Consider the following 26,402-nt stretch of genomic DNA (forward strand, 5'->3'; position numbering starts at 1 on the left):
CCGGGCCCAGGGCCGTGAGCGGCCCCGGGCCGGCGCTCGGCCGTTTTTTACCCCCTTCTGCAGGAGATCACCATGGGTTTGCTCGATTCCGTATTGGGTGCCGTCATCAATAGCGCATCACAGGGCGGCCCCCAGGGCTCCGCCGGCGGGGGCGGTGCCGCCGGCGGGCTGGGTGGCCTGCTGAGCCTGGCCGCGCAGAACCCCCAGCTGGTGCAGGCCGTGATGTCCCTCATCAGCAACGATGGCCCGGTGGGCGGACTGCCGGGCCTGATGGCCCGGTTCCAGCAGGCCGGGCTGGGCAACGTGATCACCTCCTGGCTCAGCGCGGGGCCCAACCAGGCCATCTCGGGCGAGCAGCTTTCGGACGTGCTGGGCAGCGGCCCGCTGTCGCAGATCGCCGCGCAGCTGGGCGTGGGCTCCGGCGCGGCGGCAGGCCAGCTGGCCCAGGTGCTGCCGGGCCTGATCGACCAGCTCAGCCCGCGCGGCGAGGCGCCGCAGGGCGGGTTTGGAACGTCCAGCGACCTGTTTGGAATGCTGGGCGGTTTGCTACAAAAATAGTAGCTTTCAGCGCTTGATGGACAAGCGCTACCGGCCATTCTGGCCCGAAACCGCTGCGGCGGCGCTCACCCCGCCGCCGGGCAGCGCCGCTCCAGCCACTGCCGCAGCATGTCGAACACCGGCGCGGCCAGTTCGGGGCTTTCATTGAACAGCTCGTGGAACAAGGGCTCGAAGCCGTGCGACTGCACCAGCGCCCGGGGCGCGGCGGCCGCGAAGGCACGGCTGCCGGCGGGATTGACCAGCTTGTCGCTGCCCGCCCACAGGAGCAGCGTGGGCACGCTCCAGTGCGCGGCGCGGGCCACCGTGGCGGGGCCGCCCGTGGCGATGAAGCGCGCCAGGCGCGCGCTGATGCGGTCGTGGCACAGCGGGTCGGCCAGGTAGGCCGCGGGCACGGCCGGGTCGTGGGAGAGGTACTGCGCATCCAGCCCGTTGCCCACGCGCAGGTTCGGTGCGATGCGCGGCAGCGTGGCCAGCAGCAGTTTTTGCACGGCGCCCAAGCCCGCGTCGAGCGCGGGGGATGAGAGCACCAGCGCATCCACCGGCCGCAGGTTCAGGGACACAAAACGCGAGGCGACCAGCCCGCCCATGCTGTGGCCCAGCAGCACCAGGGGCTGGCCGGCCGGCATGCGGGCACGGGTGGCGTCCACCATGTCGGCCAGGTCGTCCAGCAGCCGCATGTCCGAGGTGAGGCCGCCGCGCGGGCCGCTCGACTCGCCGTGGCCGTACTGGTCGTAGCCGCGCGCGGCGAATCCCCAGGCATTCAGGCGCCGCGCCAGGGCGTCGTAGCGGCCCACGTGTTCGCCCAGGCCGTGCACCAGCAGCACGGTGCCCCGTGCCGGCACGCCGCGCCCCACCAGGGGCCAGTCCTGCACCGCCAGGTTTTCCCCATCCCCCGCGGTGAAGGTGGTCAAGGTGCTCAGGGTGGACGCAATGGAGTCAGAGGACATGGTGGAACGGGCTCAAGGCAACGCGGCCGGCCGGGCCAGCGCCCTGGCGGCGCGCGTTGCGGTGCGGGGGAAGGGGGGCGGCTGCATCCACACACCGGGGGAGGAGACAGCGCCAGGGCACATGCGCGGGGGCGGCGATGCGCGCGGTGGGGTTCAGGCCGCCACGGCGGTGGCCTGCTGCGCCGCCATGGCCGCGATCACCTGCGCCACGGCGGCGGTGAGCTTCTTGGCGTAGGGCACGTGCAGGAACTCGTTGGGGCCGTGCGCGTTGCTCTTGGGGCCCAGCACGCCGCAGACCATCATCTGCGCGGTGGGAAAGCCTTCGCTGAGCATGTTCATGAGCGGGATGGTGCCGCCCTGTCCGATGTGGCCGCACGGCGCGCCGAAGTGGGCCTGCGAGGCGTCGTTGAGCGCCTGCTCGAACCAGGGCGTGGCGCTGGGCGCGTTCCAGCCCGTGGCGCCGCTCGTGCCCTGGAAGGTGACCTTGGCCTGGTAGGGCGCGTTGTCTTCGAGCAGGGCCTTGAGCTCCTGCACGGCCTGGCCGGCATCCACCAGGGGCGGCAGGCGCAGGCTGAGCTTGAACGCGGTGTAGGGGCGCAGCACGTTGCCGGCGTCCTGCAGCGCCGGGAAGCCCTCGGCGCCGGTGACGCTGAGCGTGGGCTCCCAGGTGCGCTTGAGCAGGGCCTGCACCGGGTCGGTGGTGGTGGGCAGGGCGAAGGTGGTGGCGCCGCCGCAGTCGTAATGGGCCCAGGGGAAGCGCTTGTACACCTCTTCGCCCAGGATGGCGGCCGTGGCGCGGGCCTGGGCCAGGCGGTCGGGGGGCACCTCGCAGTGGAAGCTCTGGGGCAGCAGGCGGCCGGTGGCACTGTCTTCCAGCCGGTCGAGCACCTGGCGCATGATGCGGAACGACGAGGGCACCAGGCCCGAGGCGTCGCCCGAGTGGATGCCTTCGGTCAGGATCTCGACCTTGAGCGTGCCGGTGGCCATGCCGCGCAGGCTGGTGGTGAGCCACAGCTGGTCGTAGTTGCCCGCGCCCGAATCCAGGCACACCACCAGCGCCACGTTGCCCATGCGGGGCTTCAGGGCATCGATGTAGGGCAGCAGGTCGCGCGAGCCGCTTTCCTCGCAGGTCTCGATCAGGCCCACGATGCGCGGGTGGGGCACGTTCTGGCGCTTCAATTCCTGCACGGCCGCGATGCTGGCATAGACCGCGTAGCCGTCGTCGGCGCCGCCCCGGCCATAGAGCTTGCCGTCCTCGTACTTGGGCGTCCAGGGGCCCAGGTCGCCGCGCCAGCCCGAGAACTCGGGCTGCTTGTCGAGGTGGCCGTACATGAGCACGGTGTCCGTCGCGCCGGGCTGCGTGGATGCGATCTCGAAGAACAGCACGGGGGTGCGGCCTTCCAGGCGCACGACGTCGAGCGTGAGGCCTTCGACTTTCTGCGATTCGACCCACGCGGCGGCGTTGCGCACCACGGTGTCGAGCAGGCCCTGCTCGGCCCAGTCGGGCGAGAACATGGGCGACTTGGCGGGGATGGCGATGTAGTCCGTGAGCTGGCGCACGATATCGTCGTCCCACGCCTGGCTCACCCGCTCGAGCGCGAGTGCAGGTTGCAGGATCTGGTGGGGGACACGGGCATTCATGGGGCTCTCCTGAAAAAGTCTCTGGGGGACCAAAAACAGCATTCCAACACAACCCCCGCGCGGACGCCACGGTGGGCGCGCAGAGACCTTCACGGCGGGCGCGGACGCCGCACGCGCCCCAGCCCCCGCGCAGCGGGCGCCGCCCCCTGAGGGAGGGCGGCGCGGGGAGGCATTTCAATACCTGGAAGCCGGGTGGGTCTCGGGGTTGTCCCGCGCCGCCATCTGGGAGGCGGGGCGCCGCAGGGCCGTGGCCACCTCGACGCGGTTGCGCCCGTTCTCCTTGGCCTGGTAGAGCGCGCGGTCGGCGGCGGCGATCAGCATGTCCCAGCTGTCGCCGGGTTCCAGCCGGCCGCCGAAGACGCCGATGCTCGCGGTGACGGCGATGCCCACGCCCGCATCGGCATCGGCGGCGCCGGCGGGGCGAACGCGGCAGCGCGATTCCTCCACCGCCTTGCACAGCTCGCGCGCCAGCTGCTCGGCCCCCAGCAGGGTGGTGTCGGGCAGCACCACCATGAATTCCTCGCCGCCGTAGCGGCCCACGAGGTCCTGCGCCCGCACGCGCTCCTTCAGCACGCTGACCACGCTGCACAGCACCTGGTCGCCCGCGGGGTGGCCGTGGCGGTCATTCACGCGCTTGAAATGGTCGATGTCCACCATCATCAGCGCGATGGACTCGCGCGTGCGCACGGCGCGCGCCACGTCGCGGTCCAGCGCGGCGATCAGCGCGCGGCGGTTGGCCACGCCCGTGAGCGGATCGAGCGCCGCCATGATGCGGTTGTTTTCGTCCGCGCGGTCGCGCGACATGAACACGAAGCCCATGGAGCTGATGAGCACCACCGACACGGTGCCCATGAAGGTCAGGGTCTGCAGGGCGCTGCCCTGCAGGATGCCGGTGGCCGCCTCGCTGGCGCTGAGGGCCAGCAGCGCGCGGCCGCCCAGGACCAGCGCCTCCAGCCCGAGCCCCGCCACCAGCAGCCATTGGCCGCGCCCCACGGTGGCATGGCGGCGCTCCAGCGCCGCGGCCAGGGCCCACACGGCCTGCAGGCCGATGGCCAGGCCCACGAAGCTCACGCGCGCCGGAAAGTTGTCGATGAATGCGATGACGAACCCCGTGACCAGCGCGGACGGCGTGAGCAAGAGCAGCCACCGCACCGGACGGCCCTGGAACTGGTAGATCGCCGCGATCATCCCCACGAAGACGCAGGACAGCAGCAGGTTGCCCACCACCACGGACAGCGCGTCCGGCACCTGCCCGCGCAGCATGATCAGCAGGTGCCCCATGGCATTGACCAGCAGGGCGGCGGCCCACCGCCCCAGGCCGTCGCGCCGGCGCCCCCAGCCCACCACGGCCATGGAGGCCGCCATCATCAGCGAGCTGACAATGATCATTGCCAGCATGGTGGGAACATGGGCGGCCATGGCGGGCAGGTGGGGTTGTGCGGACAAGGAAGTTCAGCCCAGCATAAACCATGGAATCGGGCGCGAGAACCGATCAATTGCCAAGCCGCCCGCGCCGGGCCCGCCGCCGGCCCCCGCAGGCCCGGGCCCGTCAGCGCAGCCGGGCGGGGGCGGGGGACGCTGCCAAGGCCGGCCGGTCCGCGGGCGCAGGCTCGCCGCCGGGGCCGCGCGAGAGCTTGAAGACCTGCACCGCCCCGGCCAGCCGCTGCGCCTGGTCGCGCAGGCTCTGGGCGGCGGCGGCGGACTGCTCCACCAGCGCGGCGTTCTGCTGGGTCATCTGGTCGAGCTGGTTCACCGCCGTGTTCACCTGGCCGATGCCGTCGGACTGCTCGCCCGAGGCCGCCGTGATCTCGCCAATGATGTCGCCCACGCGTTGGACAGAGCCCACGATCTCGTCCATGGTGCTGCCCGCGTTCTGCACCAGGCGCGCGCCCGACTCCACGCGCTCCACCGAGGCGCCGATGAGCGCCTTGATCTCGCGCGCCGCCTCGGCGCTGCGCCCCGCCAGCGACCGCACCTCGCTGGCCACCACCGCGAAGCCCCGGCCCTGTTCGCCCGCGCGCGCCGCCTCCACCGCCGCGTTGAGCGCGAGGATGTTGGTCTGGAAGGCGATGGAGTCGATCACGCTGATGATGTCGGCGATCTTGCGCGAGCTCTGGTTGATGTCGCCCATGGTGGTGACCACCTCGCCCACCACCTGGCCGCCGCGCGCGGCCACGGCGGCGGCGGTGCTGGCCAGCTGGTTGGCCTGGCGCGCGGCATCGGCCGACTGGCGCACCGTGGACGTGAGCTGCTCCATGCTCTGTGCCGTCTGGGCCAGGCTGCTGGCCGTGGCCTCGGTGCGGGCCGACAGGTCCTGGTTGCCGCTGGCGATCTCGGCGCTGGCGGTGGTGATGCTGTCCACCGCCGTGCGCACCTGCTGCAGCATCTGCGTGTAGCGCTGGCGCATGCCTTCGACCTCCTGCACCAGCGCGCCGATCTCGTCGCGCCGCGTGGTGCGGAATTCCTCGGTGAGGTCGCCCTGCGCCACCAGCGTGATGGCCTGCGTGAGGTCCTGCAGCGGGCGGCTCACGCCCCGGCGCAGCATGAGGAACAGGCCGATGGCCAGCAGCACCACGGCCAGGGCCATCAGGCCCCACACCGCCAGCGTGACGCGGCGCTGGCTGGCCATGGCTTCGCCGTCGGCCACCTCGGCCACCACCCACCAGCCCCCGCCCGTCTTGCGCACCAGCGCCCAGGGGTCGGTGGCGCCCGCGCCCAGCACGGGCGCGGCCTCGCGCACGAAGCCGTCGCCGGAGGCGGCCAGCGCCTCGAAGAAGGGGCGCGCCTCGGGGTAGGCCTCCAGCACGCGCTTGCCGCGCGCCGTGGGGTGGTACACGAACACGGCCTTGTCGAGCGAGGCGCCGGGGTTGACCACGTAGGTGCCGCCGTGCTCGAAGAATTTTGTCTGCGCCACCTGCTTTTGCAGCATGGCATGGAACACGCTGATGTCGTTGCCGATAAAGAGCAGCGCGATCACCTTGCCCGAGGCGTCCTTGGACGGCAGGTAGTGGCCCATGTAGGGCTTGCCCCCCACCACGGTGACGCCGGTGTAGGGCTCGCCCCTGGCCACCGTGGCGTAGGCCGGGTCGTCGCGGGACAGGGGCGTGCCCTGCTGGCGCTCGCCCTTGTCGTTCTTGACCGACGTGGTCACGCGCATGAAGTCCTCGCCCTTGCGCGCGAACACCGTGGCGATGCCGCCCGTCTCGCTGGCGAACTTGTCGACCGAGCCGTAGTCCTCGTTGACCAGCGCGCCGTAGCTGCGCAGCTCGCCCGTGGCCTCGTCCAGGTGCATCACGCCCTCGAAGTAGCGCTGAAAGCCCCGCATGGTGAGCTGCACCAGTTCGCGGTTGGTGTTGTCGGCCGCGTCCAGCGACTGGGCCACGCTCTGCGCCGTGTCGCCCACGCTGGCCACCACCTGGGCGCGCGTGCTGCGCTCGGTCAGCACGGCGATGGCCAGCCCCACGAACACCAGCACCAGGGCCACCAGCGCAATGGCCGCCAGCGTGACCTGCCGGGCGACGGAACGGTTGTTGGCAAGGGAAGCGGCCATGCGGTATGTCTCCTGGAGATTGAAAGCCCAAAGCCGGCTGGGCCGGTCTCAGAAAGGGTTCTCAAACGCCTGAGAACACGCTGCTTCACTCTAAGTCCGGAGGCTTGTTACATTTATTCACGCATTCCCTTACGCAAAGCTGCGTACCTCGACGCGGCCCGTGCATGGACCATAGCGTGCGAAACGGGGCCCCCCCGGGGGGACGGCCCAACGCGGATCAGGGGGTCTTCCCCCTCATCCAGCCCAGGCCCTGGGAGGTGCCGGCCGCCGGCCGGTATTCGCAGCCGACCCAGCCGCGGTAGCCCAGGGCATCGATGGTGTCGAAGAGGTAGGGGTAATTCAGCTCGCCGGTGTCGGGCTCGTGGCGGCCGGGCACGCCGGCGATCTGGATGTGCGAGACGCGGCCCGTGGGCAGGTAGCGCCGCAGCTTGGCCGCCAGGTCCCCTTCCACGATCTGGCAGTGGTACAGGTCCATCTGCACCTTGAGGTTGTCGGCCTGCACCGCATCCAGCAGCTCGTGGGCATGGTCCTGCCGGTTCAGGAAGTAGCGCGGCATGTCGCGCAGGTTGATGGGCTCGATGAGGATCTCGCGCCCGGCCCGCGCGGCCTGCGCTGCCGCCCAGCGCAGGTTGCCCGCGCACAGGTCCTTGAGCGATTCGCGCTCGACGCCCGGCGGCACGGTGCCCGAGAGCACATGGATGCGCGGGCAGCCCAGCACCTCGGCATGGCGCAGGGCTTCCTCGACTCCCGCGCGGAACTCTCCCTCGCGCCCCGGCAGCGCGGCCGTGCCGCGTGCGCCGTGCTCCCAGGCGGCGGCCATGCCGGCGCGGTCGGTGCCGCCCGCCGGGGCGTTGAACAGCACCAGCTGCAGGCCGCTGTCCTGCAGCCGCGCGGCCACCTCGGCGGGCGCGAACGCGTACGGAAACTGGAACTCCACGGCGGTGAACCGGTCGCGCGCGGCGGCCTCGAAGCGCTGCAGGAACGGCAGCTCGGTGTACATCAGGCTCAGGTTGGCGGCAAACTGGGGCATGGCAGGCGGTGGAGGGCGTCGGGACCCGGCAGCTTATCGCGCGGCATGGGGGCCTGGGCGCCCCGCCGCGAAGCAATAGGCTCAAAACAGCCCCTGGCACTGCATGGACAAGCGCGAACAGCTATATATTCAATAGCAGCCTGACGGTACACCAAGGACACACGCATGCGCATTGGAGAACTCGCCCGACGCACCGGCACCACCCCCAAGGCCATCCGCCTGTACGAGGGGCGAGGCCTGCTGGGCACCGTGGCGCGCAACGGCAGCTACCGCCAGTACGGCGAGGCCGATGTGGCCCAGGTGCAGCTGATCCGCCAGGCCCAGGCCCTGGGCTTTCGGCTGTCGGAACTCGACGGCCTGGACCAGATGCACACCGCCGAGGGCGGGGACCGCATGGCGCAGCGGGTGGCGGCCCGGCGGGTGGCGGTGGCGCAGGAGCTGCTGCGGCTGCAGGCGCTCGATGCCGAACTGGCGCAGCTGCAGGCGCAACTGCATGCCTGCGACGGTATGGCCGTGCCCGCCACGGCGCAGGCCTGCGCCGTGGCCGCGCCGGTTCCGCCCGCGGCCCGCGACGCCCGGCAATTCACCGCCCCGGTGGCGCGGGGCGCGCCGCATCGCGCGCCGGCTTGATCCAGCTGCTTGACTCTGCCCCGTGGGGCAAGGTGACCATGGCGCCATCGACAACAACGTGTGTGATGGAGGTTCTGTGGCACAACAACGCATTCTGGTCATCCTGGGCCACCCGGCGCCCGCCAGCCTGTGCGCGGGCATGGCCCGCGCCTATGCCGAAGGGGCGCTGGACGCGGGCGCCGAGGTGCGGTTCCTGGACGTGGGGCAGCTGGCGTTCGATCCGCTGTTCCTGGGCTACGGCGCCGCGCAGCCCCTGGAGCCCGATCTGGCCGCCGCACAGGCCGACATCCGCTGGGCCGGACACCTCGTGTGGGTCTACCCCATCTGGTGGGGCGCGATGCCCGCGCTGCTCAAGGGTTTCATCGACCGCACCTTCCTGCCCGGCTACGCGTTCAAGTACCGCGCCGGCTCGCCGCTGTGGGACAGGCTGCTGGCAGGGCGCTCCGGCGAACTGCTGGTGACCATGGATTCACCGCCCTGGTACTTCCGCTGGGTCACGCGCATGCCGGGGCATCACCAGATGAAGAAGGCCATCCTGGAGTATTGCGGCATCCGGCCCGTGCGGGTGCACAGCTTCGGGCCGGTGCGCACCGCCAGCAAGGAGCGGCTGGCGGGCTGGGTGGCGCACGCGCGGGACCTGGGGCGGCGCAGGGGCGCGAAACCCGGCACCGCGGGCGCCAGCCCCGCGCCGCGGGCCCCCGCATCGCCCTGACGCCGCGGCGCCCGTTCAGGCCGGGGCCAGGTACTTTTCAAGGTGGCCCATGGCGCGGGCCACGTACGCCTCCTTCTCGCCAACCGGAGCCACGTAGTGAAGCGCGCTTTCCGCGGCCTCCACGCCTTCCAGCCGGGCGATCACCCACGCGGCCAGGTACGGCGCGGCCAGGCAGCCGCCGGCCGTGGCGATGTTGCCGTGTGCGACCAGGGGCTGGTTCAGCACCGTGACCCCGGCCTCTTGCACCCAGGGCCTCGTGGTCAGGTCGGTGCAGGCGGGCACGCCGCCAAGCAGGCCCAGGCGGGCCAGCACCAGCGTGCCCGAACACTGGGCGCCCAGCAGCTGGCGGGCAGGATCGAAGTCCATCTGCGCCATCAGGGATGCGTCGTTCACCACCTCGCGCGTCTGCATGCCGCTGCCCACCAGCACGGCATCGGCCGTGCGGGCCCAGGACAGCGGCGCCTGCGCTTCCACCACCACGCCGTTCATGGACCGCACCCGGGGCGCGGGGCAGGCCAGGCACACCTGCCAGCCCGGCTTCTTCACCCGGTTGAGAACACCCAGGGCGATGAGCGAGTCCAGCTCGTTGAAACCTTCGAACGTCAGTATGGCAATGCGCATGGCGCTTCTCCTGGCGGGAAAACGGCCCCCGCCGGCGGTGGATGAACAGTGGAACCCATGGTATCGGCGGTGTTCAATACAATCAAAAAATTGTCATGAATACACTGCGGAGGCGCCATGGGCCAGGTCCGGTACAAGCAGGTGGTGGATGCGCTGGCCACCGACATCCGCGCGGGCCGGCTGCGGCCCGGCACCCGGCTGCCCACGCACCGCGCCCTGGCGCAGCGCCACGGCCTGGCGCTGGCCACCGCCAGCCGCGTGTACGCCGAGCTGGAGGCCATTGGCCTGGTGGTGGGCGAAACCGGGCGCGGCACCTTCGTGCGCGATGCCTCCTGCCCGCGCGGCCTGGGCGCCGACCTGGCCACGCCCGCACCCGGCTCGGCGGACCTGTCGTTCAACAGCCCCGGCGTGCCGGGGCAGGCGGACCTGCTGCGCGACGCGCTGCGCAGGCTGGCGGCATCGGGCGACCTGGAATCCCTGCTGCACTACCACCCTTACGGCGGGCGGCCGCACGAGCGCGCCATCGTCGCCCGGCACCTGGCCACCCGCCAGCTGTGGGTGACCGGCGAGCAGGTGCTCATCGTCAACGGCGCGCAGCACGGCATGGCGGTGGCGGCGCTGGGGCTGCTCAGCCCCGGCGATGTGGTGGCGGTGGATGCCCTCACCTACCCCGGTTTTCGCGTGCTGGCCGAGCGCATGCGGCTGGACCTGGCGCCCGTGCCCGTCGGGCCGGGCGGCACGGACCTGGACGCCCTGCAGCGCCTGTGCCAGGCCCGGCCCGTGCGCGCCATCTACACCATGCCCACGCTGCACAACCCGCTGGGCTGCGTGATGGATGCGGGGGCCCGCAAGCGCCTGGTGGCGTTGGCGCGCGCCCACGACCTGCTGGTGCTGGAGGACGCCCCCTACGCCTACCTGGCGGCCGACGCGCCGCCGCCCGTGGCCGCGCTGGCGCCCGAGCGCACGGTCTACCTGTCGAGCCTGTCGAAGAACGTGGCCACGGGCCTGCGCTTTGGTTTTGTCGCGGCCGCGCCGGCGCTGATCGCCCCCATCGAGCGCGCCGTGCGTGCCACCGCCTGGAACACGGCGGGCGTGATCACTGCCATCGCCTGCGGCTGGATCGAGGACGGCACCGTGGCGCGCCTGGAGGCCGAAAAGCGCACCGACGCGGCCCGCCGCCAGGCCATCGCCAGCGAGGCCCTGGCCGGGCTGCCGCTGGTGCGGCACCCGCATTCGTACTTTGCCTGGCTGCCGCTGGGCGACGACCAGCGTGCGGACCGCGTGGCCGGGGCGCTCGCGCAGCGCGGCGTTGCGGTGTCCACCGCCGAAGGGTTTGCCACCACGGCACACGTGCCGCATGCGCTGCGCCTGGCGCTGGGCTCCATCCCCTGCGAGGACCTGCCACGGGCCCTGGCCGCCGTGAAGGCGGTCGTGGAAAGCGACTCTTCCTGAGCGGTATGGCCGCGCCGCGACACGCCGCGCCTTCCGGGGCAGCCGCCCGGCTTCACTGCTTGCCGGTGAACGCCCGCACCGCGGCGCGGCCCACGGCGGGGTCATCGGTAAAGAAGCCGTCGATGCCCGCGCGCAGATACGCCGTGATCTCGGCGGCGCTGTCGCCGCGCGCCGTGCCATCCGCCGCCGGAGCCTTCTTCAGGCCGGCGGGCAGGAAGGCGTTCTCGGGCCGCAGCGTCCAGATGTGCACGGCCAGGCCTTCGGCGCGGGCACGCGCGACCAGCGGCGTGGGTTCGCCGGGCAGGCCGTCCTTCACCGGCACGACCAGGGTCTTGAAAGGGCCGATGGCATTGGCATACGTGGCCACCTGCTTCAGGCCTTCGGGCGTGATCAGGTCGGCATAACCGCGCGCATTGGCCGCGCCCTGGGCCACAAAGTCATACGGCCGGCCCGAGGGAGCCACCAGCTGCACCAGGCGCACGCTGCTGAGCCTGCGGATCGCCTGCAGGTTGGCCACCTCGAACGACTGCACGAACACGGGGGCGTCCTTGTGGTTCCAGCCGTTCTTCTCCAGCACGGCGAGCAGCGGCGCCTCCAGCGGCTGGCCGATGGACTGGAAATAGGTGGGGTGCTTGGTCTCGGGGTAGATGCCGATCACGCGGCCGGTTTTGGCCGTCGCCGCCTTGGCCAGGTCGATCACCTCCTGCAGCGTGGGCACCTCGAACTGGCCGTTGTAGGCCACGTTGGCGGGGCGTTGCGCGGGGATGCGCTCGCGGGCGCGCAGGGTTTTCAGCTCGGCCAGCGTGAAGTCCTCGGTGAACCAGCCGGTGATGGACTGGCCGTCGATGGTCTTGGTGGCCTTGCGGCCCGCGAACTCGGGGCGGTCCACCACGTCGGTGGTGGCTTCCTTCACCGAGCCATCGGCGCCCAGGATGGCAATGGCGTTCTCGTGCCGGGCCACCAGCACGCCGTCCCTGGTGATGACCAGGTCGGGCTCGATGATGTCGGCGCCATCGTCAATGGCCTGCTGGTACGCCGCCAGCGTGTGCTCGGGCCGCAGCGCCGAGGCGCCCCGGTGGGCGATCACCGTGGGGGTGGGCGGCCAGGCCTGGGCCATGGCGCCCAGCGCCCAGGTGGCGAGCAACGCGGCAGCAGTCGTGGCGCGCAGTGCAATGCGTTTCATGCGGGTCTCCTACAAGCAGAGCCCGCACCTTAGCCGATGCGCTTGACAGCGGCGTGTCGCCGGGGCGCACACACCCACAAGCGCTACGCGTGTTCGAAGTGGAAGACCGCCGTGCCCGCGCGTGCATTCGGCAGCCAGCGCACCTCCTGCCCATCCTGCAGGCCGAAGGCATCCAGGATGCGCAGGCTGTTCTTGGTGGCCAGCACCTCGAAGTCCTTGTAGGTGCCCACGCGGATGTTGGGCGTGTCGTACCACTGGTAGGGCAGGCGCCGCGTGACGGGCATGCGACCGCGCAGGATGGACAGGCGGTTGGGCCAGTGCGCAAAGTTGGGGAAGGCCACCACGCCCGTGCGGCCCACGCGCGCCGTCTCGCGCAGCATGGTTTCGGCATTGCGCAGGTGCTGCAGCGTATCGAGCTGCAGCACCACGTCGAACGAGTTGTCGCCGAACATGGCCAGGCCCTCGTCGAGGTTGAGCTGGATCACATCGACGCCGCGCTGCACGCAGGCGAGCACGTTGGCATCGTCGATCTCCACGCCGTAGCCGCTGCAGCCGCGCTCGCGCTGCAGGTAGTCGAGCATGGCACCGTTGCCGCAGCCCAGGTCGAGCACGCGCGAGCCGGGGGGCACCAAGCGTGCCAGGGCTTGCATCGCCGCTTTTTCGGTCATGGCTGCAGCTCCTTTGCAATGCTATCGAAGTAAGAGCGCATCACGCCCATGTAGCGGGCGTCATCGAGCAAAAAGGCATCATGCCCGTGGGGCGCGTCGATCTCGGCGTAGCTCACGCTGCGGCGGTTGTCGAGCAGCGCCTTGACGATCTCGCGGCTGCGCTTGGGTGAAAAGCGCCAGTCGGTGGTGAAGCTCACCAGCAGGAAGCGCGCCGTGGCCCGCGCCAGCGCCCGCGTGAGGTTGCCGCCCTGGGTGCGCGCGGGGTCGAAGTAGTCCAGCGCGCGCGTGATCAGCAGGTAGGTGTTGGCATCGAAGTAGTCGCTGAACTTGTCGCCCTGGTAGCGCAGGTAGCTCTCGATCTGGAATTCGATGTCCTGCGTGCTGTACTTGAGTTCCAGGCCCTCGCGCAGCTGCCGCCCGAACTTCTCGTTCATCACGTCGTCGCTCAGGTACGTGATGTGGCCGATCATGCGGGCGATGCGCAGGCCACGCTTGGGGATCACGCCGTGCCGGTAGAAGTGGCCGCCGTGGAAGTCCGGGTCGGTCACGATGGCGCGGCGGGCGACCTCGTTGAAGGCGATGTTCTCGGCCGTGAGGTTGGGCGCGCTGGCCACCACCACCGCGTGGCGCATGCGCTCGGGGTACTGCAGCGTCCAGGAGAGCGCCTGCATGCCGCCCAGGCTGCCGCCCAGCACGGCGGCGAGCTGCTGGATGCCCAGGCGGTCGAGCAGGCGGGCCTGGGCGTTGACCCAGTCCTCCACCGTGACCACCGGGAAATCCGCGCCGTAGACCTCGCCCGTGTCGGGGTGGTTGTGCATGGGGCCGGTGGAGCCGAAGCACGAGCCCAGGTTGTTCACGCCGATGACGAAGAAGCGGTCGGTGTCCACGGGCTTGCCCGGGCCGATCATGTTGTCCCACCAGCCCTCGCTCTTGTCCTGGCCCGCGTAGACGCCGGCCACGTGGTGCGAGGCGTTGAGCGCGTGGCACACGAGCACGGCATTGGAGCGGTCGGCGTTGAGCCTGCCGTAGGTCTCGTAGGCCAGGTGGTAGTCGCGGATGGACGCACCGCTTTGCAGCGGCAGCACCTCCGCAAAGTGCATGGTCTGAGGTGTTGCGATGAACGACATAGTTGGAACTGGTGAGCCCTCATGTTCCACCGCTTGCGCGCGCCGCTGCTCCACAAACAAGGAAGCCGCCCTGGCCTGGAGCGCCGCCCCAGGACAAAAAAACCCGGCGTCGCTAAAAACGAGGCCGGGTACATAGGTCGGACGGGTCTTTAGCAGGATTTATAAAGCGCCCGCAAGCTGTGGCAAATCGGCGCGTCTGGCAAATATACCAAAAGCGCCTGCGGATGGCTCCTGCTTTTCGCAGCCTCCCTCAGCCGACCGGCGTGAAGATGGCCAGCAGCCCCAGCACCAGGAAGATCACGGCAGACACGATGTGCACCGCGCGGATCGGCACCCGGCGGGTGATGCGCTCGCCCAGCCACACCACGGGCGCGTTGGCGATCATCATGCCCAGCGTGGTGCCTGCCACCACCCACAGGTAGGCGTTGTACTGCGCGGCCAGCATGACGGTGGCGATCTGCGTCTTGTCGCCCATCTCGGCCAGGAAGAACGCGATCAGCGTGGTGCCGAACACCCCCCAGCGCGGCGAGCCGTCGGCCTCGCCTTCGTCAAGCTTGTCGGGGATCAGCATCCAGATGGCCATCGCGATGAACGATGCCCCCAGGATCCAGCGCAGGATCTGCGGCCCCACGAACGTCGTCACCCACGAGCCCACTGCGCCGGCCAGGCCATGGTTGACCAGCGTGGCCACCAGGATACCGAGGACGATGGGCCAGGGTTTGCGAAAGCGTGCGGCGAGCACGAGCGCCAGAAGCTGCGTCTTGTCGCCCATTTCGGCGAGCGCGACGATGGCGGTGGAGATGAAAAACGGTTCCATGTGGGGGTCCTGTCCGGCCGGATGTTGTTCGAAACGCACTGACTGCACCCCGACTCCGGCCATTTGGATCGGCATGCAGTCAATGGTCTCGCCCAGCTAGAAAACCGCATGCGCCATAGGTCCACCGGACCCAAGTTTGTTGACGCATGCCCCCGGCGCATTGCGCACCGGGCGGGCTACTCCCCAAAGACCCGCGTATTTTACCCTGCGCCAGCCTGGCGGGGGTGCCCCGGCCGTGACCGCCTGTCTTTTTTCCTCGGGAAAACCCTTCCGCGCACGCGTGAAAACCCTGATTTGTGCACGACGGGCGGCTTTCCCCAGAAATAAAACCCCACGCGCCACATAAAGTGATTAATAATGGGTTCGCTTTTCTGCTTGCAGGAGAGCAGTTAGCTTAGCGGTGAATGGTCAGTTTCGCGTCTTTGAAGTCGTCACAGGTTTGTTGATTGCGTCGGGCTCCATCGCGTTTTCATGTTTTTTCAGGAGTCCTTCATGGGCAACAAACTTTACGTGGGCAACCTGCCCTACTCTTTCCGCGACGAAGATCTGCAGCAGACCTTCAGCCAGTACGGCTCGGTTGGCAGCGCCAAGGTCATGATGGAGCGCGACACCGGCCGCTCCAAGGGTTTCGGCTTTGTCGAAATGGGCAGCGATGCAGAAGCCCAAGCCGCCATCCAAGGCGTGCATGGCCAAAACTTCGGCGGCCGTGACCTCGTGGTCAATGAAGCCCGCCCCATGGAGCCCCGTGCTCCCCGTAGCGGCGGCTTCGGCGGCGGCAACGGTGGTGGTGGCGGCTACGGCGGTGGTGGCGGCGGCGGTTACGGCGGTGGCCGTAGCGGCGGCGGCGGTGGTGGTGGTTACGGCGGTGGCCGTAGCAGCTACTAAAAAGACCTCATCGGCAGACCTCGCGGCCTGCCGAAGGCAAGACAAAGGAGCCCCAGGGCTCCTTTTTTCATGGCCGCGCGGTATCGCCACCACAGTCGGCATCACCGCTTGCTTTTTCGGCAAAAGTGTGGCGCATAATGGGTTGGCGGGTGCAACCCGTTTCCAAGTTTGCGGTGATCCGTCAGTTTCGCGCTGAGAGCGTCATTGAGATTAGCTGGCTGCGTTTTCGGGACTCCATCGCTTTATCCATGTGTTTTTGAGGAGTCCCTCGATGGGCAACAAACTGTACGTCGGCAACCTGCCGTACTCGGTGCGCGACAGCGATCTGGAACAGGCCTTCGGCCAATTCGGCGCAGTGACCAGCGCCAAGGTCATGATGGAGCGCGACACGGGTCGATCCAAGGGCTTTGGCTTCGTGGAAATGGGCAGCGACGCAGAAGCCCAGGCCGCGATCAACGGCATGAATGGTCAGCCCCTGGGCGGCCGCAGCATCGTCGTGAATGAAGCACGCCCCATGGAGCCCCGCCCACCCCGCAGCGGTGGATTTGGCGGCGGTGGCGGCGGCTACGGCGGCGGTGGTGGCCGCAGCGGTGGTGGTGGCGGCTACGGCGGTGGCCGTGAAGGCGGCGGTGGTGGCTATGGCGGCGGCCGCGAGGGTGGTGGCGGCGGTGGTTACGGCGGTGGCGGCCGCAGCGAAGGTGGATTCCGCAGCCCCTACGGCTCCGGTTCCCGCAACGGCGGCGGTGGCGGTGGTGGCCGCAACGGCGGCGGTGGCGGCTATGGCGGTGGCGGCGGCAGCAGCTACTGAAGAAGCACCCTGCCGGGGAGTTTTCCTGGCAAGGCCAAAGCCCCTTCGGGGGCTTTTTTCATGGGCGGCCGCCCCAGCCGGCGGGCGGGCGGCGGCGGCCCGGCGCGGGGCCGGCGCGCTATGTCTGCTCGTCCTGGCGCCGCTTGCGGGGGCGGCCTGACAGCAGCTTGTCGAAAAGCGCGTTCGGCAGGAGCCGCAGCACCTTGGCGACCACCCCCATCTGCCACGGGATGACCCGGTAGCTCACGCCCTGGGTGATGGCCCGGTAGGCATGGTCCGCGAAATCACCGGCCTGCATCAGAAACGGCATGCTGTAGCGGTTCTGGCGCGTGAGCGGCGTGTCGATGTAGCCCGGCGAAATGGTGACCACGCGCACGCCGTGCGGGCGCATTTCCCCGCGCAGGCTTTCGCAATAGCTGATGACGGCGGCCTTGCTGGCGCAGTAGGCGCCGTGGCCGGGCAGGCCCCGGATGCCCGCCACGCTGCCGATGCCCACCAGCGTGCCGCTGCCCCGCTGTGCCATGGCATCGACAAAGGGGTGGAACGTGGCCGCCACGCCGATGTTGTTGGTGGCAAAGGTGCGCGCCATCACTTCGAGGTCATCACGCACGGCCGTGTCCATGCCCACGCTGATGCCGGCATTGGCGATGACCACGTCCGGCACTCCCTGGCGCGCGACACAGTCGCGGCCCGCCGCAACGATGCTGTCGGTGACCGCCACGTCTGCGCTATAAATTTCGTAGCTATCCGCGCTTATCCCTTGTGCGTCAGCCCATGTTTTCACTTCGGATGTCCGGCGCGCCGCCAGCGCCAGTCGGTAGCCCGAGCGATGGAAACGCAGGGCCAGCGCCTGCCCGATGCCGCTGGACGCTCCGGTGATGAAGACAAGGGGAGTGGTCATGGGGGGCTCCGGGCAGGGACAGGGGTGGGCTCGGCGGCTAGGGCTTGGCCGTGCCGGGCTGGAGCACGCCGCGCACGCGCCCGCGCAGTTGCAGCACCTGGTCGAGGTTGTCGTAGTCCATGCCGTCGGCGGTGAAGCGATCGTTGCCGCGCGTGAGGGTGACGGGCTTGTCCGAACGCACACGCTCCGTGCTGGTATAGGCGTGCAGGAATTCGCTGCGGAACTCGAGCCGCGGCTGCGCCGGCGTCCCCGGCCTGGCGGCCAGGGGCTCGCGCGTGACGATGGCGTTGCCGAACAGCTGGACCTCCGAACCATCGGCGTTGGTCAGGGCGCGGTCCGCCGTGGCCACGGTGAGGCGCCCGGCGGGCGTGACCGAGCGCATGCGCGCCTTGTCGATCTCCAGCGTGTCGGTGTCGGGGTAGTGCCGCGCCTCCGCGCCCTGCACTTCGCTCTGCAGCCGCCCCGCGGCGTCAAAGCTCTTCACCGAGAAGGATTTCATGAAGTAGTCTGGCTGGTGCCCCTGCTGGCGTTCGGCGGCGGGCAGCAGGGGCATGGGCGCGTTGCGCACCAGCCACCAGGTGCCCAGCGCCAGCAGGCCCATGAGCACGACGGGCAGGTACAGCGAGAACTGGTCCCAGCCCTGGCGGATCACGTTGCGCGTCATGGGGCCGCCTCCGGGCCGGGGGCGCCAGCCTGGCCCGTGGTCCATGGGTGCGGGGCGGGCCGGGTCATGCGGTGTATTCCGCCAGCAGTGCGGCGTAGCGGCCCGTGGCCACCAGCAGCAGGTCGCACAGCTCCCGCGCGGCGCCGTCGCCTCCCCGGGCCTGGGTCACGAAATGGGCCGCCTGGCGCACTTCGGCCTGGGCATTGGCCGGCGCGCACGCAAAGGCGCTGCGGCGCATGACGGGCAGGTCGGGCCAGTCGTCCCCCATCGCGGCGGCGTCGGACCAGCCCAGCCCCAGGGTGGCCAGGATCTGCTCGGCGGCCGGGCGTTTGTCCTCGGTGCCGAAGACGGCGTGCTCCACGCCCAGGGCCTTCAGGCGCACGCGCAGGGGCAGGGAGTCGCGCCCCGTGATCACCACGGGGGTGATGCCCGCCTTTTGCAGCAGCTTGAGCCCGTGCCCATCCAGGGTGTTGAAGCGCTTGAGGGTCTCGCCCGATTCGCTGATGTACAGGCCGCCGTCGGTCAGCACGCCGTCGACATCGAAGAAGGCGACGCGCACGCCCTGGGCCCGCAGCAGCAGCTCGGGATCGATCTGCAGCGCGGGCGCGGCATCGGGCAGGAAGGAGGAGGAAGAGGGGCCCGCCACCATCAGATCACCTTGGCGCGCATGAGGTCGCCGATGTGCACGACCCCGGTGAGCACGCCCGCGGCATCCACCACCAGCACGCTGGTGATGGCATGGGCCTCCATCATTTCCGCGGCATCCACCGCCAGCGCATCCGGCGCGATGCGGCGCGGGCTGGGGTGCATCACCTGCTCGGCCGTGGCGGTGCGCAGATCGGCCCCCGCCTCGATGCGGCGGCGCAGGTCGCCGTCGGTGAAGATGCCCAGCACCTGCCCGGCCGCGTCCACGATGGCCGAGGCGCCCAGCCCCTTGGCGCTCATCTCGCGCATGAGGTCGCTGAAGGCGGCGCCGGGCGCCACTTTCGGGATTTCCGCCCCTGTCCGCATGACGTCGCTCACATGGGTGAGCAGCTTGCGCCCCAGCGCACCGCCAGGGTGCGAACGGGCAAAGTCTTCGGGGCGGAAGCCCCGGGCATCGAGCAGCGCCACGGCCAGGGCATCGCCCATGGCCAGCTGGGCGGTGGTGCTGGCGGTGGGGGCGAGCTGCAACGGGCAGGCTTCTCGTTCCACGCCGCTGTCGAGCACGATGTCCGCATGTTTGGCCAGGGTGGATTGTGGCCGCCCTGTCATCGCAATCAACATGGCTCCCAGGCGTTTGATCACGGGCAGCAGGGTGGTGACTTCATCCACCTCCCCGCTATTGGAGAGCGCCAGCACGATGTCGATGGACTTGATCATGCCAAGGTCGCCGTGACTGGCTTCGGCCGGGTGCACGAACATCGCGGGTGTCCCGGTGGAGGCGAGCGTGGCGGCAATCTTGCGCCCGACATGCCCACTCTTGCCGATGCCCATCACCACCACCCGCCCGCGCACAGTGAGGATCGCCTGCACGGCCTGCGTGAACGACGCGCCAACACGGGTCTTCAGCCCCAGGACGGCCGCAGCCTCGATGTCAAAAGTCTCACGTGCCAGACGCAGGGCCTGATCAGCATCAAAGGGGGGCAGTGCGGCAGGTGCGGGAGTCATCCCGGGATTCTATCGACCGGGCAGGCCCTGGGCGGGCCCTGGATTTATTGTCCCCCTCTGGCACGCCCCGTGCTTCGGACAAGAAGATCGTGAACAGGCTGCTGGCCTCGGATAGCATCGAACCATGTCCTCTCTCGCCCTCACCTTGCTCTACCTGCTGGCCGCGGTGCTGGGCGTGGTGGCCTGCCGCAGCCTCAAGCTGCCCCCCATGCTGGGCTACCTGGCGGCGGGCGTGCTGATCGGGCCGCATGCGCTGGCGCTGGCGCAGAACTCGGAAGGGGTGCGCCACCTGGGCGAATTCGGCGTGGTGTTCCTGATGTTCGCCATCGGGCTGGAGTTCAGCCTGCCCAAGCTGCGCGCCATGCGCCGCCAGGTGTTCGGCCTGGGCCTGATGCAGGTGGTGCTGACGATGGCCGTGGTGTCGGGCGCGGCGCTGCTGCTGGCGCGCGTGGCGGGCGGCGTCTGGGAGATGGGCTGGCAGACCGCGCTGGCGCTCTCGGGCGTGATGGCCATGAGCAGCACGGCCATCGTGGTCAAGCTCATGGCCGAACGGGCGGAGCTGGAAAGCGAGCACGGCCGCAGGGTGATGGGCATCCTGCTCTTCCAGGACCTGGCCGTGGTGCCGCTGCTGGTGCTGATTCCCGCGCTGAGCTCGTCCCCGGACCAGCTCCTGACCGCGCTGGCGTGGGCCCTGGTCAAGGCCACGGTGCTGGTGGGCATCCTGCTCACGGGCGGGCAGCGGCTGATGCGCTGGTGGCTGACCCTGGTGGCGCGGCGCAAGAGCGACGAGCTGTTCATGCTCAACCTGCTGCTGATCACCCTGGGCCTGGCCTGGCTCACGGAGCTGGCGGGGCTGAGCCTGGCCCTCGGGGCCTTCATCGCGGGCGTGCTGGTGTCGGAAACCGAGTACCGCCACCAGGTGGGCACGGACATCCGGCCTTTCCACGACGTGCTGCTCGGCCTGTTCTTCATCACCATCGGCATGATGCTGGACTGGCACATCCTGGTGGACCGCTGGGCCCTGGTGCTGGCGCTGCTCACGGTGCCCCTGCTCCTCAAGCTGGTGATCATCCTGGTGCTCGCGCGGGGCATGGGCGCCACGACCGGCGTGGCCCTGCGCACCGGGCTGTACCTGGCCCAGGCGGGCGAATTCGGCTTCGTGCTGCTGTCGCTCACGCAGGCCAACGGGCTGGTGCAGCCGGCGCTGATGAACCCCATCCTGGCGGCCATGGTGCTGTCGATGCTGGCCACGCCGTTCCTCATCCTGTACAGCAACCGCATCGTGATGAAGCTGGTGGCCAGCGACTGGCTGCAGCAGTCGCTGCAGATGACGAGCATCGCGCGCAAGTCCATCAACAGCAGCAAGCACGTGATCATCTGCGGCTACGGCCGCTGCGGACAGAACCTGGCGCGCATGCTGGAGCATGAGGGCATCCCCTACATGGCGCTCGACCTGGACCCGGACCGCGTGCGGCAAGCCGCCGCCGCCGGTGATTCGGTGGTGTACGGCGACGCCACCCGCCTGCAGGCGCTGATGGCCGCGGGCCTGGTGCGCGCGAGTGCCGTGGCCATCACCTACATCGACGTGCCCGCCGCGCTGAAGGTGCTGGCCAACGCGCGCTCCCACGCGCCGCAGGTGCCGGTGGTGGTGCGCACGCAGGACGATCTCTACCTGGACAAGCTGCAGGCCGCCGGCGCCACCGAGGTGGTGCCCGAGGCCATCGAGGGCTCGCTGATGCTGGCCAGCCATGCGCTGGCGCTGGTGGGCGTGCCCATGCGCCGCGTGCTGCGCCTGGTGCAGGACCAGCGCGACGCGCGCTACAACCTGCTGCGCGGCTACTTCCACGGCGCGGACGACGACACCGTCAATGAGCGCGACCAGGAACGCCTGTCCACCGTGAACCTGCCCCCCGGCTCCACCGCGCTGGGCAAGAGCCTGGGCCAGCTCGCGCTGTCGGCCATGGGGGTGCGGGTGGTGAACCTGCGCCGCGGCAGCGGCCACATGAGCTCGGCGGTGGACGATGCGCTGCTGGCGGCGGGCGACACGCTGGTGCTCTCGGGTCACCCGGCGGCGCTGATGCTGGCCGAGGACAAGCTGCTGCGCGGGTAGCAGGGTACATCCCCCTGAGGCACTGCGTGCCTTCCCCCTTCTCTCTACGCGCTACGCGCTCCGGGAAGGGGGACGATGCCCTCGCTGCGGGGCGGCCCTTGCTTCGCATCTCTCGCCCGATGCGTGCCAGTGGCTGAGGCTGACGCCAAAATTTGAATTAAATATGGCCCTGGCGCTTATCTATCAAGCGCCAATAGCTATATATTTAATAGCAAACTACAAAAGTTCGGCGGGCCCGGGCCGCCCGAACAGGTAGCCCTGGAAGCGCTTGCAGCCGTTGCGCAGCAGGAAGTCGCGCTGCCCCTCGGTCTCCACCCCTTCGGCCACCACGTCCAGCCCGAGGCTGTGGGCCAGCGCGATGATGGTGCAGGCGATGGTGGCATCGTTGGGGTCGGTGAGCACATCGCGCACAAAGCTCTGGTCGATCTTGAGCTGGTCCAGCGGCAGGCGCTTGAGGTAGGAGAGCGACGAGTAGCCCGTGCCGAAATCGTCCAGCGAGAACCCCACGCCCTGGGTGCGCAGCGCCTGCATCTTGTGGATGCTCTCCTCCACGTCCTGCAGCAGCAGGCTTTCCGTGAGCTCCAGCTTGAGGCGCGCGGGGTCGGCCCCGCAGTCGCGCAGCACGCTGAGGACTTCCTCCGCGAAGTCGGGCTGCCGGAACTCCTGCGCGCTCACATTCACAGCCACGCTCCAGCCCGCGGTCCCGGGCGCCGCGGTCCACCGCGCCAGCTGGCGGCACGCCATGGCCAGCACCTGGCGCCCCAGGGGCAGGATGAGGCCGGTCTGCTCCGCCAGGGGGATGAAGTCCCCGGGCGGCACCATGCCGCGCAACGGATGGTTCCAGCGCACCAGCGCCTCGGCGCCCAGCACCCGGCCCGTCTCGTCCACCACCGGCTGGTAGTGCAGCAGGAACTCGTTGCGCGCGAGCCCCTGCCGCAGATCCCCCTCCAGCGCCGACCGCGCGGAGGCCGCCGCCTGCATGGCCGGATCAAAGAAGCACAGCGTGTTGCGGCCCTGCGCCTTGGCCTGGTACATGGCCAGATCGGCGCGCTTGAGCAGCTCCTGCACGGGCAGCTGCACATCGCGGAACAGGGCAATGCCAATGCTGGGCGTGCTGTGCACTTCGCTGCCGTGCACCACATAGGGCTGGTTCAGCGCGGCCAGCACCTTCTGGGCCACGGCTTCCGCTTCGGCCGCGGCCGCCTGCGTCTCGGCATCCAGGCCCTGGACCACCACCACGAACTCGTCGCCCCCCAGGCGCGCCACGGTGTCCGTGGCCCGCACGCTGGCGCTGACGCGGCCGCCCACCTGCACCAGCAGCCGGTCGCCCCACTCGTGGCCCATGGTGTCGTTGACGCCCTTGAAGTTGTCCAGATCCAGGAACAGCAAGGCCCCATGGCTGCCCTCGCGGGCGCACATGTTCACCGCGCGCTCCAGCCGGTCCATCAGCAGCCGCCGGTTGGGCAGACCCGTGAGCTCGTCGTAGAACGCCAGGCGCTGGATCTCCGCCTCGGCCAGCTTGCGCTCGGTGATGTCGCGGGCCACGCCGCGGTAGCCCGTGAACTGGCCCTCTTCATCGAAGATGGGCTCGCCGCTGATCGATACCCAGACGGGTTTTCCGTCTTCGGTCAGGCGCTGCATCTCGAAGTCGTGAAAGACCTCGTGCGCCTCCAGCTGCCTGCGGTGCTCGCGCCACTGGCCATCGCCCACGAAGGTGTTGGGCAGCTCCCAGCGCGTGAGGCCGTAGTGCATCTCGTTGGGCACGCCGGCCTCGTGGTAAGGGTTGCCGTCCAGCCGCACGAAGCGGAACTGCGCGTCCTGCTCCCAGTACCAGTCGGAGGACAGGTGCGTGAGGCTGCGCCAGCGGGACTCGCTCAGGCGCAGGGCTTCCAGGGTGCTCAGGTAGTCGGTGACGTCCGTGAACGTGCGCACGCGGCCGCCCTGCTCCAGGGCGCGCGTGCGCACCTCGATGTAGCGGCCGCCGCGGGTGCGCCGCACGTAGGCGTCGGGCATGGTGAGCCGGCCACCGTGGGAGGAATACTCGGACGCCACGTAGTTGCGCGCCGCGGGCTCTATGAGCTGGAATTCTGCGCCGAAATCCCCCCGCTCGGTCTGGAAACGCACCACTTCCTCGACCTTGGGCTGCGTGGCCAGCAGTGCTTCCGGCAGATCCAGCAGCTCCAGATAGCGCCGGTTGTAGACGCGGATCCGCCCTTCGGCATCCACGTTGGTGATGCCCTGCGACACGCTGGCGAGCGTGCCTTCCAGGGCTCGTGTCTTGTCGGCCAGGAGGGCGCTGGTGCGTTCGAGCTCCGCCTCGACCGCGCTGCGCGCCAGCTCGGCGCGGCGGGCCATCTCCAGCTGGCCCACCGTGTTCAGCAGGGGCTGGAGGAACTGCACGTCCGACGCCGAATAGCCCTCGGGCCGGTTTGCCAGGCCGACCATGGCCACCAGTTCCCCCGCCGCGTGGATGGGAAGCCCCAGGTAGGTGCGCAGCGGCGGGTGGCCCCGGGGCGTGCCCACGCCGCGCGTGTCGTGGCTGGCGTCGTTGGAGAGCACCGGCTCGCCGGACACCAGCGCCGCCCCGACCAGGGAGTGCAGGTTGTCGAACACCATGCCTTCCTCGGAATGCTGGGCATAGCGGGCCCTGGAGGCCTCGTCCCAGCTGATGTCGGTCATGGCGTGCACGCGCAGGTAGGGGTGCCCATCCTCGGCGCGCTGCACCTGGCCCACGAGGCCGAAGGCGCTCTGCGTGAGCGACATCAGCTCCTTGAGCAAGGCCTCGAAGGCGGCCCGGGGTCCCGAACTGGCGATGAACATCGCCTGGGCGAGGGAGATGGCCTGCAGCAAGCGGTGCTGGCGGGCCAGCATGGCCTCGGCCGCCAGCCGCGCGCGGGCGCTGGAATTGCGCTCGAGCACCGAGTCGATCTGCGCGGGCAGCGTCAGCAGATAGTCCAGCGCGGGGTCCTGCACCGCGAAGTCGTCGAAGCCATGGCGCATGGCCTGGGCCGCATGGGTTTCCGCCCCCATGCGCACGACGATCATGGCCGGCACGCCGTCGAGCAGCCGCAGCAGGTCGAAGGCCGAGCCATCGACCGTGCGCTGCGCCGCCAATACGATGTCCGGCCTGCTGTGCCCCAGATGTTCCCGCGCATCCGCCAGCGACGCGGCCACGTCCACCCGCCAGCCGGACCACGGGTCCGCGAGCGCGTCGACCACCGCCTGTGCATGGTGGTGATCGCTTTCGATCAGCAGGATGGAGATGGGCATGGCCGATCTGCGGTGTGAAGGGGTGTTTCAGCGTGGCGGTACAGCGGATGTAACAGCGCTGAAACATTATGAGGGTTCGCGGCGCGGGGTGCGGTCCCGATCAACCCTGCTGGATACACTTGCCACGCCTTTCGCCTTCGGGCGCCCCGCGCAATCCTTCATTTCCCCCCGCAGCCATGCAGCCACTCAGCGTCAACGAATACCTCCGCCAACACATCCGCACCGTGCCCGACTGGCCGGCGCCCGGTGTGCAGTTCCGGGACATCACCCCGCTGCTGCAGGACCCCAAGGTGTTCCGGGTGCTGATCGATGCCTTCGTGCACCGCTACATGGACAAGGCGCTGCGCCCGGATGTGGTCGCCGGGCTGGATGCGCGCGGATTCATCCTGGGCGCCGTGGTGGCCTATGAACTGAACGTGGGCTTCGTGCCCATCCGCAAGAAGGGCAAGCTGCCCTTCACCACGGTCGAGGAAACCTACGAGCTCGAATACGGCAGCGCCACCGTGGAGCTGCACACCGACGCCGTGAAGGCCGGGGACCGCGTGCTGCTCATCGATGACCTCATCGCCACGGGCGGCACGATGATGGCGGGCAGAAAACTGCTGGAGAAGCTGGGCGCCACGGTGACCGAGGGCGCCGCCATCGTGGACCTGCCGGAACTGGGCGGTTCACGGCGCCTGCGCGAGTCCGGGCTGCCGCTGTACACGCTGGTGGACTTCGAGGGCCATTGAGGCGGAGGCGGCAACGCCCGCGCCGCCCTGCGCCACGGCACCACCTTCGCCCCCCCCCCCTTTCGACGACCCGGGGGAATGCAGGACCTTCGGGTCCCGCCCCGGGGGTGTTCAGTTCAGCTCGCCGTACTGGGTGCTGCTCAGGTCGGGTGCGGGGCTGTCGGCACCCGGCATTTCCGTGTCTTCAAAGCCCGTGGGCTGGGCAGGGGGCAGCAGTGGCCCCGAGCGCACCGGCACGCCGGGCTTGGCGGCCGCGGCGGGCACGGCCACGGCGGAAGCACCGGCCGCCGTGGCCAGGGCGCGTTTGAACGCCGCCACTTCGTCCGCCTCGATGGGCTCGTAGCGCGGGGCGGGGCGGGGCGCCGCGGCCGGCGCGGCCGCCGCAACGACCGGTGGCGGCACCTGCGGAGCCGCCGCCGCAGGGCGCAGTGCTGCGGCCGCCGGGGC

General features: G+C 69.8%; 23 protein-coding genes, 1 pseudogene and 1 riboswitch. Of the genes and pseudogenes, 8 read left to right on the forward strand and 16 right to left on the reverse strand.

The window, feature by feature from the left end:
- Positions 1-72: 72 nt before the first annotated feature.
- Positions 73-558 carry a YidB family protein gene (locus tag AC07OD_RS13210; protein ID WP_494597010.1) on the forward strand — a complete coding sequence of 162 codons (486 nt, stop codon included), beginning with the start codon at positions 73-75 and terminating at the stop codon, positions 556-558.
- 65 nt (positions 559-623) lie between these two features.
- On the opposite strand, the gene AC07OD_RS13215 is transcribed toward AC07OD_RS13210, so the two are convergent.
- From AC07OD_RS13215 to otnI, 5 genes are all read right to left on the reverse strand, one after another.
- Positions 624-1,505 (reverse strand): alpha/beta hydrolase, encoded by an 882-nt coding sequence (locus AC07OD_RS13215; RefSeq protein ID WP_218297032.1) that lies wholly within the window; start codon positions 1,503-1,505, stop codon positions 624-626.
- 153 nt (positions 1,506-1,658) lie between these two features.
- Positions 1,659-3,146, reverse strand: coding sequence for a M20 family metallopeptidase (locus AC07OD_RS13220; protein ID WP_494597013.1), 1,488 nt, complete (start codon positions 3,144-3,146; stop codon positions 1,659-1,661).
- 174 nt (positions 3,147-3,320) lie between these two features.
- The gene (locus AC07OD_RS13225) at positions 3,321-4,565 is read right to left on the reverse strand and encodes a GGDEF domain-containing protein (protein ID WP_218297205.1); all 1,245 of its coding nucleotides are present in this window, start codon (positions 4,563-4,565) and stop codon (positions 3,321-3,323) included.
- Positions 4,566-4,695: 130 nt separating this feature from the next.
- Positions 4,696-6,696 (reverse strand): methyl-accepting chemotaxis protein, encoded by a 2,001-nt coding sequence (locus AC07OD_RS13230; protein ID WP_218339362.1) that lies wholly within the window; start codon positions 6,694-6,696, stop codon positions 4,696-4,698.
- A gap of 217 nt (positions 6,697-6,913) precedes the next feature.
- Positions 6,914-7,726 (reverse strand): 2-oxo-tetronate isomerase, encoded by an 813-nt coding sequence (gene otnI, locus AC07OD_RS13235; RefSeq protein WP_494597015.1) that lies wholly within the window; start codon positions 7,724-7,726, stop codon positions 6,914-6,916.
- 165 nt (positions 7,727-7,891) lie between these two features.
- On the opposite strand from otnI, the gene AC07OD_RS13240 reads away from it, so the two are divergent.
- Together AC07OD_RS13240 and AC07OD_RS13245 are read left to right on the forward strand one after the other, a co-directional pair.
- The gene (locus tag AC07OD_RS13240; RefSeq protein WP_494597016.1) at positions 7,892-8,356 is read left to right on the forward strand and encodes a MerR family transcriptional regulator; all 465 of its coding nucleotides are present in this window, start codon (positions 7,892-7,894) and stop codon (positions 8,354-8,356) included.
- 139 nt (positions 8,357-8,495) lie between these two features.
- Positions 8,496-9,068 carry an NAD(P)H-dependent oxidoreductase gene (locus AC07OD_RS13245; protein WP_494597046.1) on the forward strand — a complete coding sequence of 191 codons (573 nt, stop codon included), beginning with the start codon at positions 8,496-8,498 and terminating at the stop codon, positions 9,066-9,068.
- A 15-nt stretch (positions 9,069-9,083) separates the two neighbouring features.
- On the opposite strand, the gene AC07OD_RS13250 is transcribed toward AC07OD_RS13245, so the two are convergent.
- On the reverse strand, positions 9,084-9,689 hold the full coding sequence (locus AC07OD_RS13250) for a DJ-1/PfpI family protein (protein ID WP_369640899.1): 606 nt from the start codon (positions 9,687-9,689) through the stop codon (positions 9,084-9,086).
- 117 nt (positions 9,690-9,806) lie between these two features.
- Here AC07OD_RS13250 and AC07OD_RS13255 point away from each other — a divergent pair, with 117 nt between their 5' ends.
- A complete protein-coding gene (locus tag AC07OD_RS13255) occupies positions 9,807-11,141 on the forward strand; it encodes an aminotransferase-like domain-containing protein (RefSeq protein ID WP_494597018.1) in 1,335 nt (444 codons plus the stop codon).
- A 52-nt stretch (positions 11,142-11,193) separates the two neighbouring features.
- Here the strand turns inward: AC07OD_RS13255 and AC07OD_RS13260 are convergent, their stop codons facing one another.
- The 4 genes from AC07OD_RS13260 to AC07OD_RS13275 all read right to left on the reverse strand — a co-directional run bounded on the left by AC07OD_RS13260 (position 11,194) and on the right by AC07OD_RS13275 (position 14,936).
- The gene (locus AC07OD_RS13260) at positions 11,194-12,324 is read right to left on the reverse strand and encodes a glycerophosphodiester phosphodiesterase (protein WP_494597020.1); all 1,131 of its coding nucleotides are present in this window, start codon (positions 12,322-12,324) and stop codon (positions 11,194-11,196) included.
- 83 nt (positions 12,325-12,407) lie between these two features.
- Complete coding sequence (gene metW, locus AC07OD_RS13265) at positions 12,408-12,992, reverse strand: methionine biosynthesis protein MetW (protein ID WP_010464865.1); 585 nt, start codon at positions 12,990-12,992, stop codon at positions 12,408-12,410.
- Complete coding sequence (gene metX, locus AC07OD_RS13270) at positions 12,989-14,119, reverse strand: homoserine O-succinyltransferase MetX (protein WP_492246445.1); 1,131 nt, start codon at positions 14,117-14,119, stop codon at positions 12,989-12,991. Before metX ends, metW begins: the two co-directional genes overlap by 4 nt.
- A gap of 250 nt (positions 14,120-14,369) precedes the next feature.
- The gene (locus AC07OD_RS13275) at positions 14,370-14,936 is read right to left on the reverse strand and encodes a TMEM165/GDT1 family protein (RefSeq protein WP_218297022.1); all 567 of its coding nucleotides are present in this window, start codon (positions 14,934-14,936) and stop codon (positions 14,370-14,372) included.
- 23 nt (positions 14,937-14,959) lie between these two features.
- Positions 14,960-15,133, reverse strand: a riboswitch (yybP-ykoY riboswitch).
- A 295-nt stretch (positions 15,134-15,428) separates the two neighbouring features.
- On the opposite strand from AC07OD_RS13275, the gene rbp (AC07OD_RS13280) reads away from it, so the two are divergent.
- On the forward strand, positions 15,429-15,821 hold the full coding sequence (gene rbp / locus AC07OD_RS13280; RefSeq protein WP_218297021.1) for an RNA-binding regulator: 393 nt from the start codon (positions 15,429-15,431) through the stop codon (positions 15,819-15,821).
- Positions 15,822-16,092: 271 nt separating this feature from the next.
- Positions 16,093-16,629, forward strand: coding sequence for an RNA-binding regulator (gene rbp, locus AC07OD_RS13285; RefSeq protein WP_218339360.1), 537 nt, complete (start codon positions 16,093-16,095; stop codon positions 16,627-16,629).
- A gap of 118 nt (positions 16,630-16,747) precedes the next feature.
- On the opposite strand, the gene AC07OD_RS13290 is transcribed toward rbp (AC07OD_RS13285), so the two are convergent.
- The 4 genes from AC07OD_RS13290 to AC07OD_RS13305 all read right to left on the reverse strand — a co-directional run bounded on the left by AC07OD_RS13290 (position 16,748) and on the right by AC07OD_RS13305 (position 19,844).
- Complete coding sequence (locus tag AC07OD_RS13290; RefSeq protein ID WP_218339359.1) at positions 16,748-17,530, reverse strand: SDR family oxidoreductase; 783 nt, start codon at positions 17,528-17,530, stop codon at positions 16,748-16,750.
- Between the two features lie 37 nt (positions 17,531-17,567).
- The gene (gene lptC / locus AC07OD_RS13295; RefSeq protein WP_218297018.1) at positions 17,568-18,194 is read right to left on the reverse strand and encodes an LPS export ABC transporter periplasmic protein LptC; all 627 of its coding nucleotides are present in this window, start codon (positions 18,192-18,194) and stop codon (positions 17,568-17,570) included.
- Between the two features lie 64 nt (positions 18,195-18,258).
- Positions 18,259-18,843: a KdsC family phosphatase gene (locus AC07OD_RS13300; RefSeq protein WP_494597024.1), complete on the reverse strand. Its 585-nt coding sequence runs from the start codon at positions 18,841-18,843 to the stop codon at positions 18,259-18,261.
- Positions 18,843-19,844, reverse strand: a complete 1,002-nt coding sequence (locus AC07OD_RS13305) for a KpsF/GutQ family sugar-phosphate isomerase (protein ID WP_218297017.1) — start codon at positions 19,842-19,844, stop codon at positions 18,843-18,845. Before AC07OD_RS13305 ends, AC07OD_RS13300 begins: the two co-directional genes overlap by 1 nt.
- Before the next feature lie 124 nt (positions 19,845-19,968).
- Here AC07OD_RS13305 and AC07OD_RS13310 point away from each other — a divergent pair, with 124 nt between their 5' ends.
- On the forward strand, positions 19,969-21,954 hold the full coding sequence (locus AC07OD_RS13310; protein WP_494597027.1) for a monovalent cation:proton antiporter family protein: 1,986 nt from the start codon (positions 19,969-19,971) through the stop codon (positions 21,952-21,954).
- A gap of 216 nt (positions 21,955-22,170) precedes the next feature.
- Here AC07OD_RS13310 and AC07OD_RS13315 read toward each other — a convergent pair whose 3' ends face one another.
- Positions 22,171-25,224, reverse strand: a complete 3,054-nt coding sequence (locus AC07OD_RS13315) for an EAL domain-containing protein (RefSeq protein ID WP_218297015.1) — start codon at positions 25,222-25,224, stop codon at positions 22,171-22,173.
- A 176-nt stretch (positions 25,225-25,400) separates the two neighbouring features.
- Between AC07OD_RS13315 and AC07OD_RS13320 the strand changes: the two genes are divergently transcribed.
- Positions 25,401-25,955, forward strand: a complete 555-nt coding sequence (locus AC07OD_RS13320) for an adenine phosphoribosyltransferase (protein ID WP_218297014.1) — start codon at positions 25,401-25,403, stop codon at positions 25,953-25,955.
- 111 nt (positions 25,956-26,066) lie between these two features.
- Here the strand turns inward: AC07OD_RS13320 and AC07OD_RS13325 are convergent.
- Positions 26,067-26,402, reverse strand: a pseudogene (locus AC07OD_RS13325) (hypothetical protein); the annotation flags it as partial.

The sequence above is a fragment of the Acidovorax sp. GW821-FHT10E03 genome (assembly GCF_059415205.1).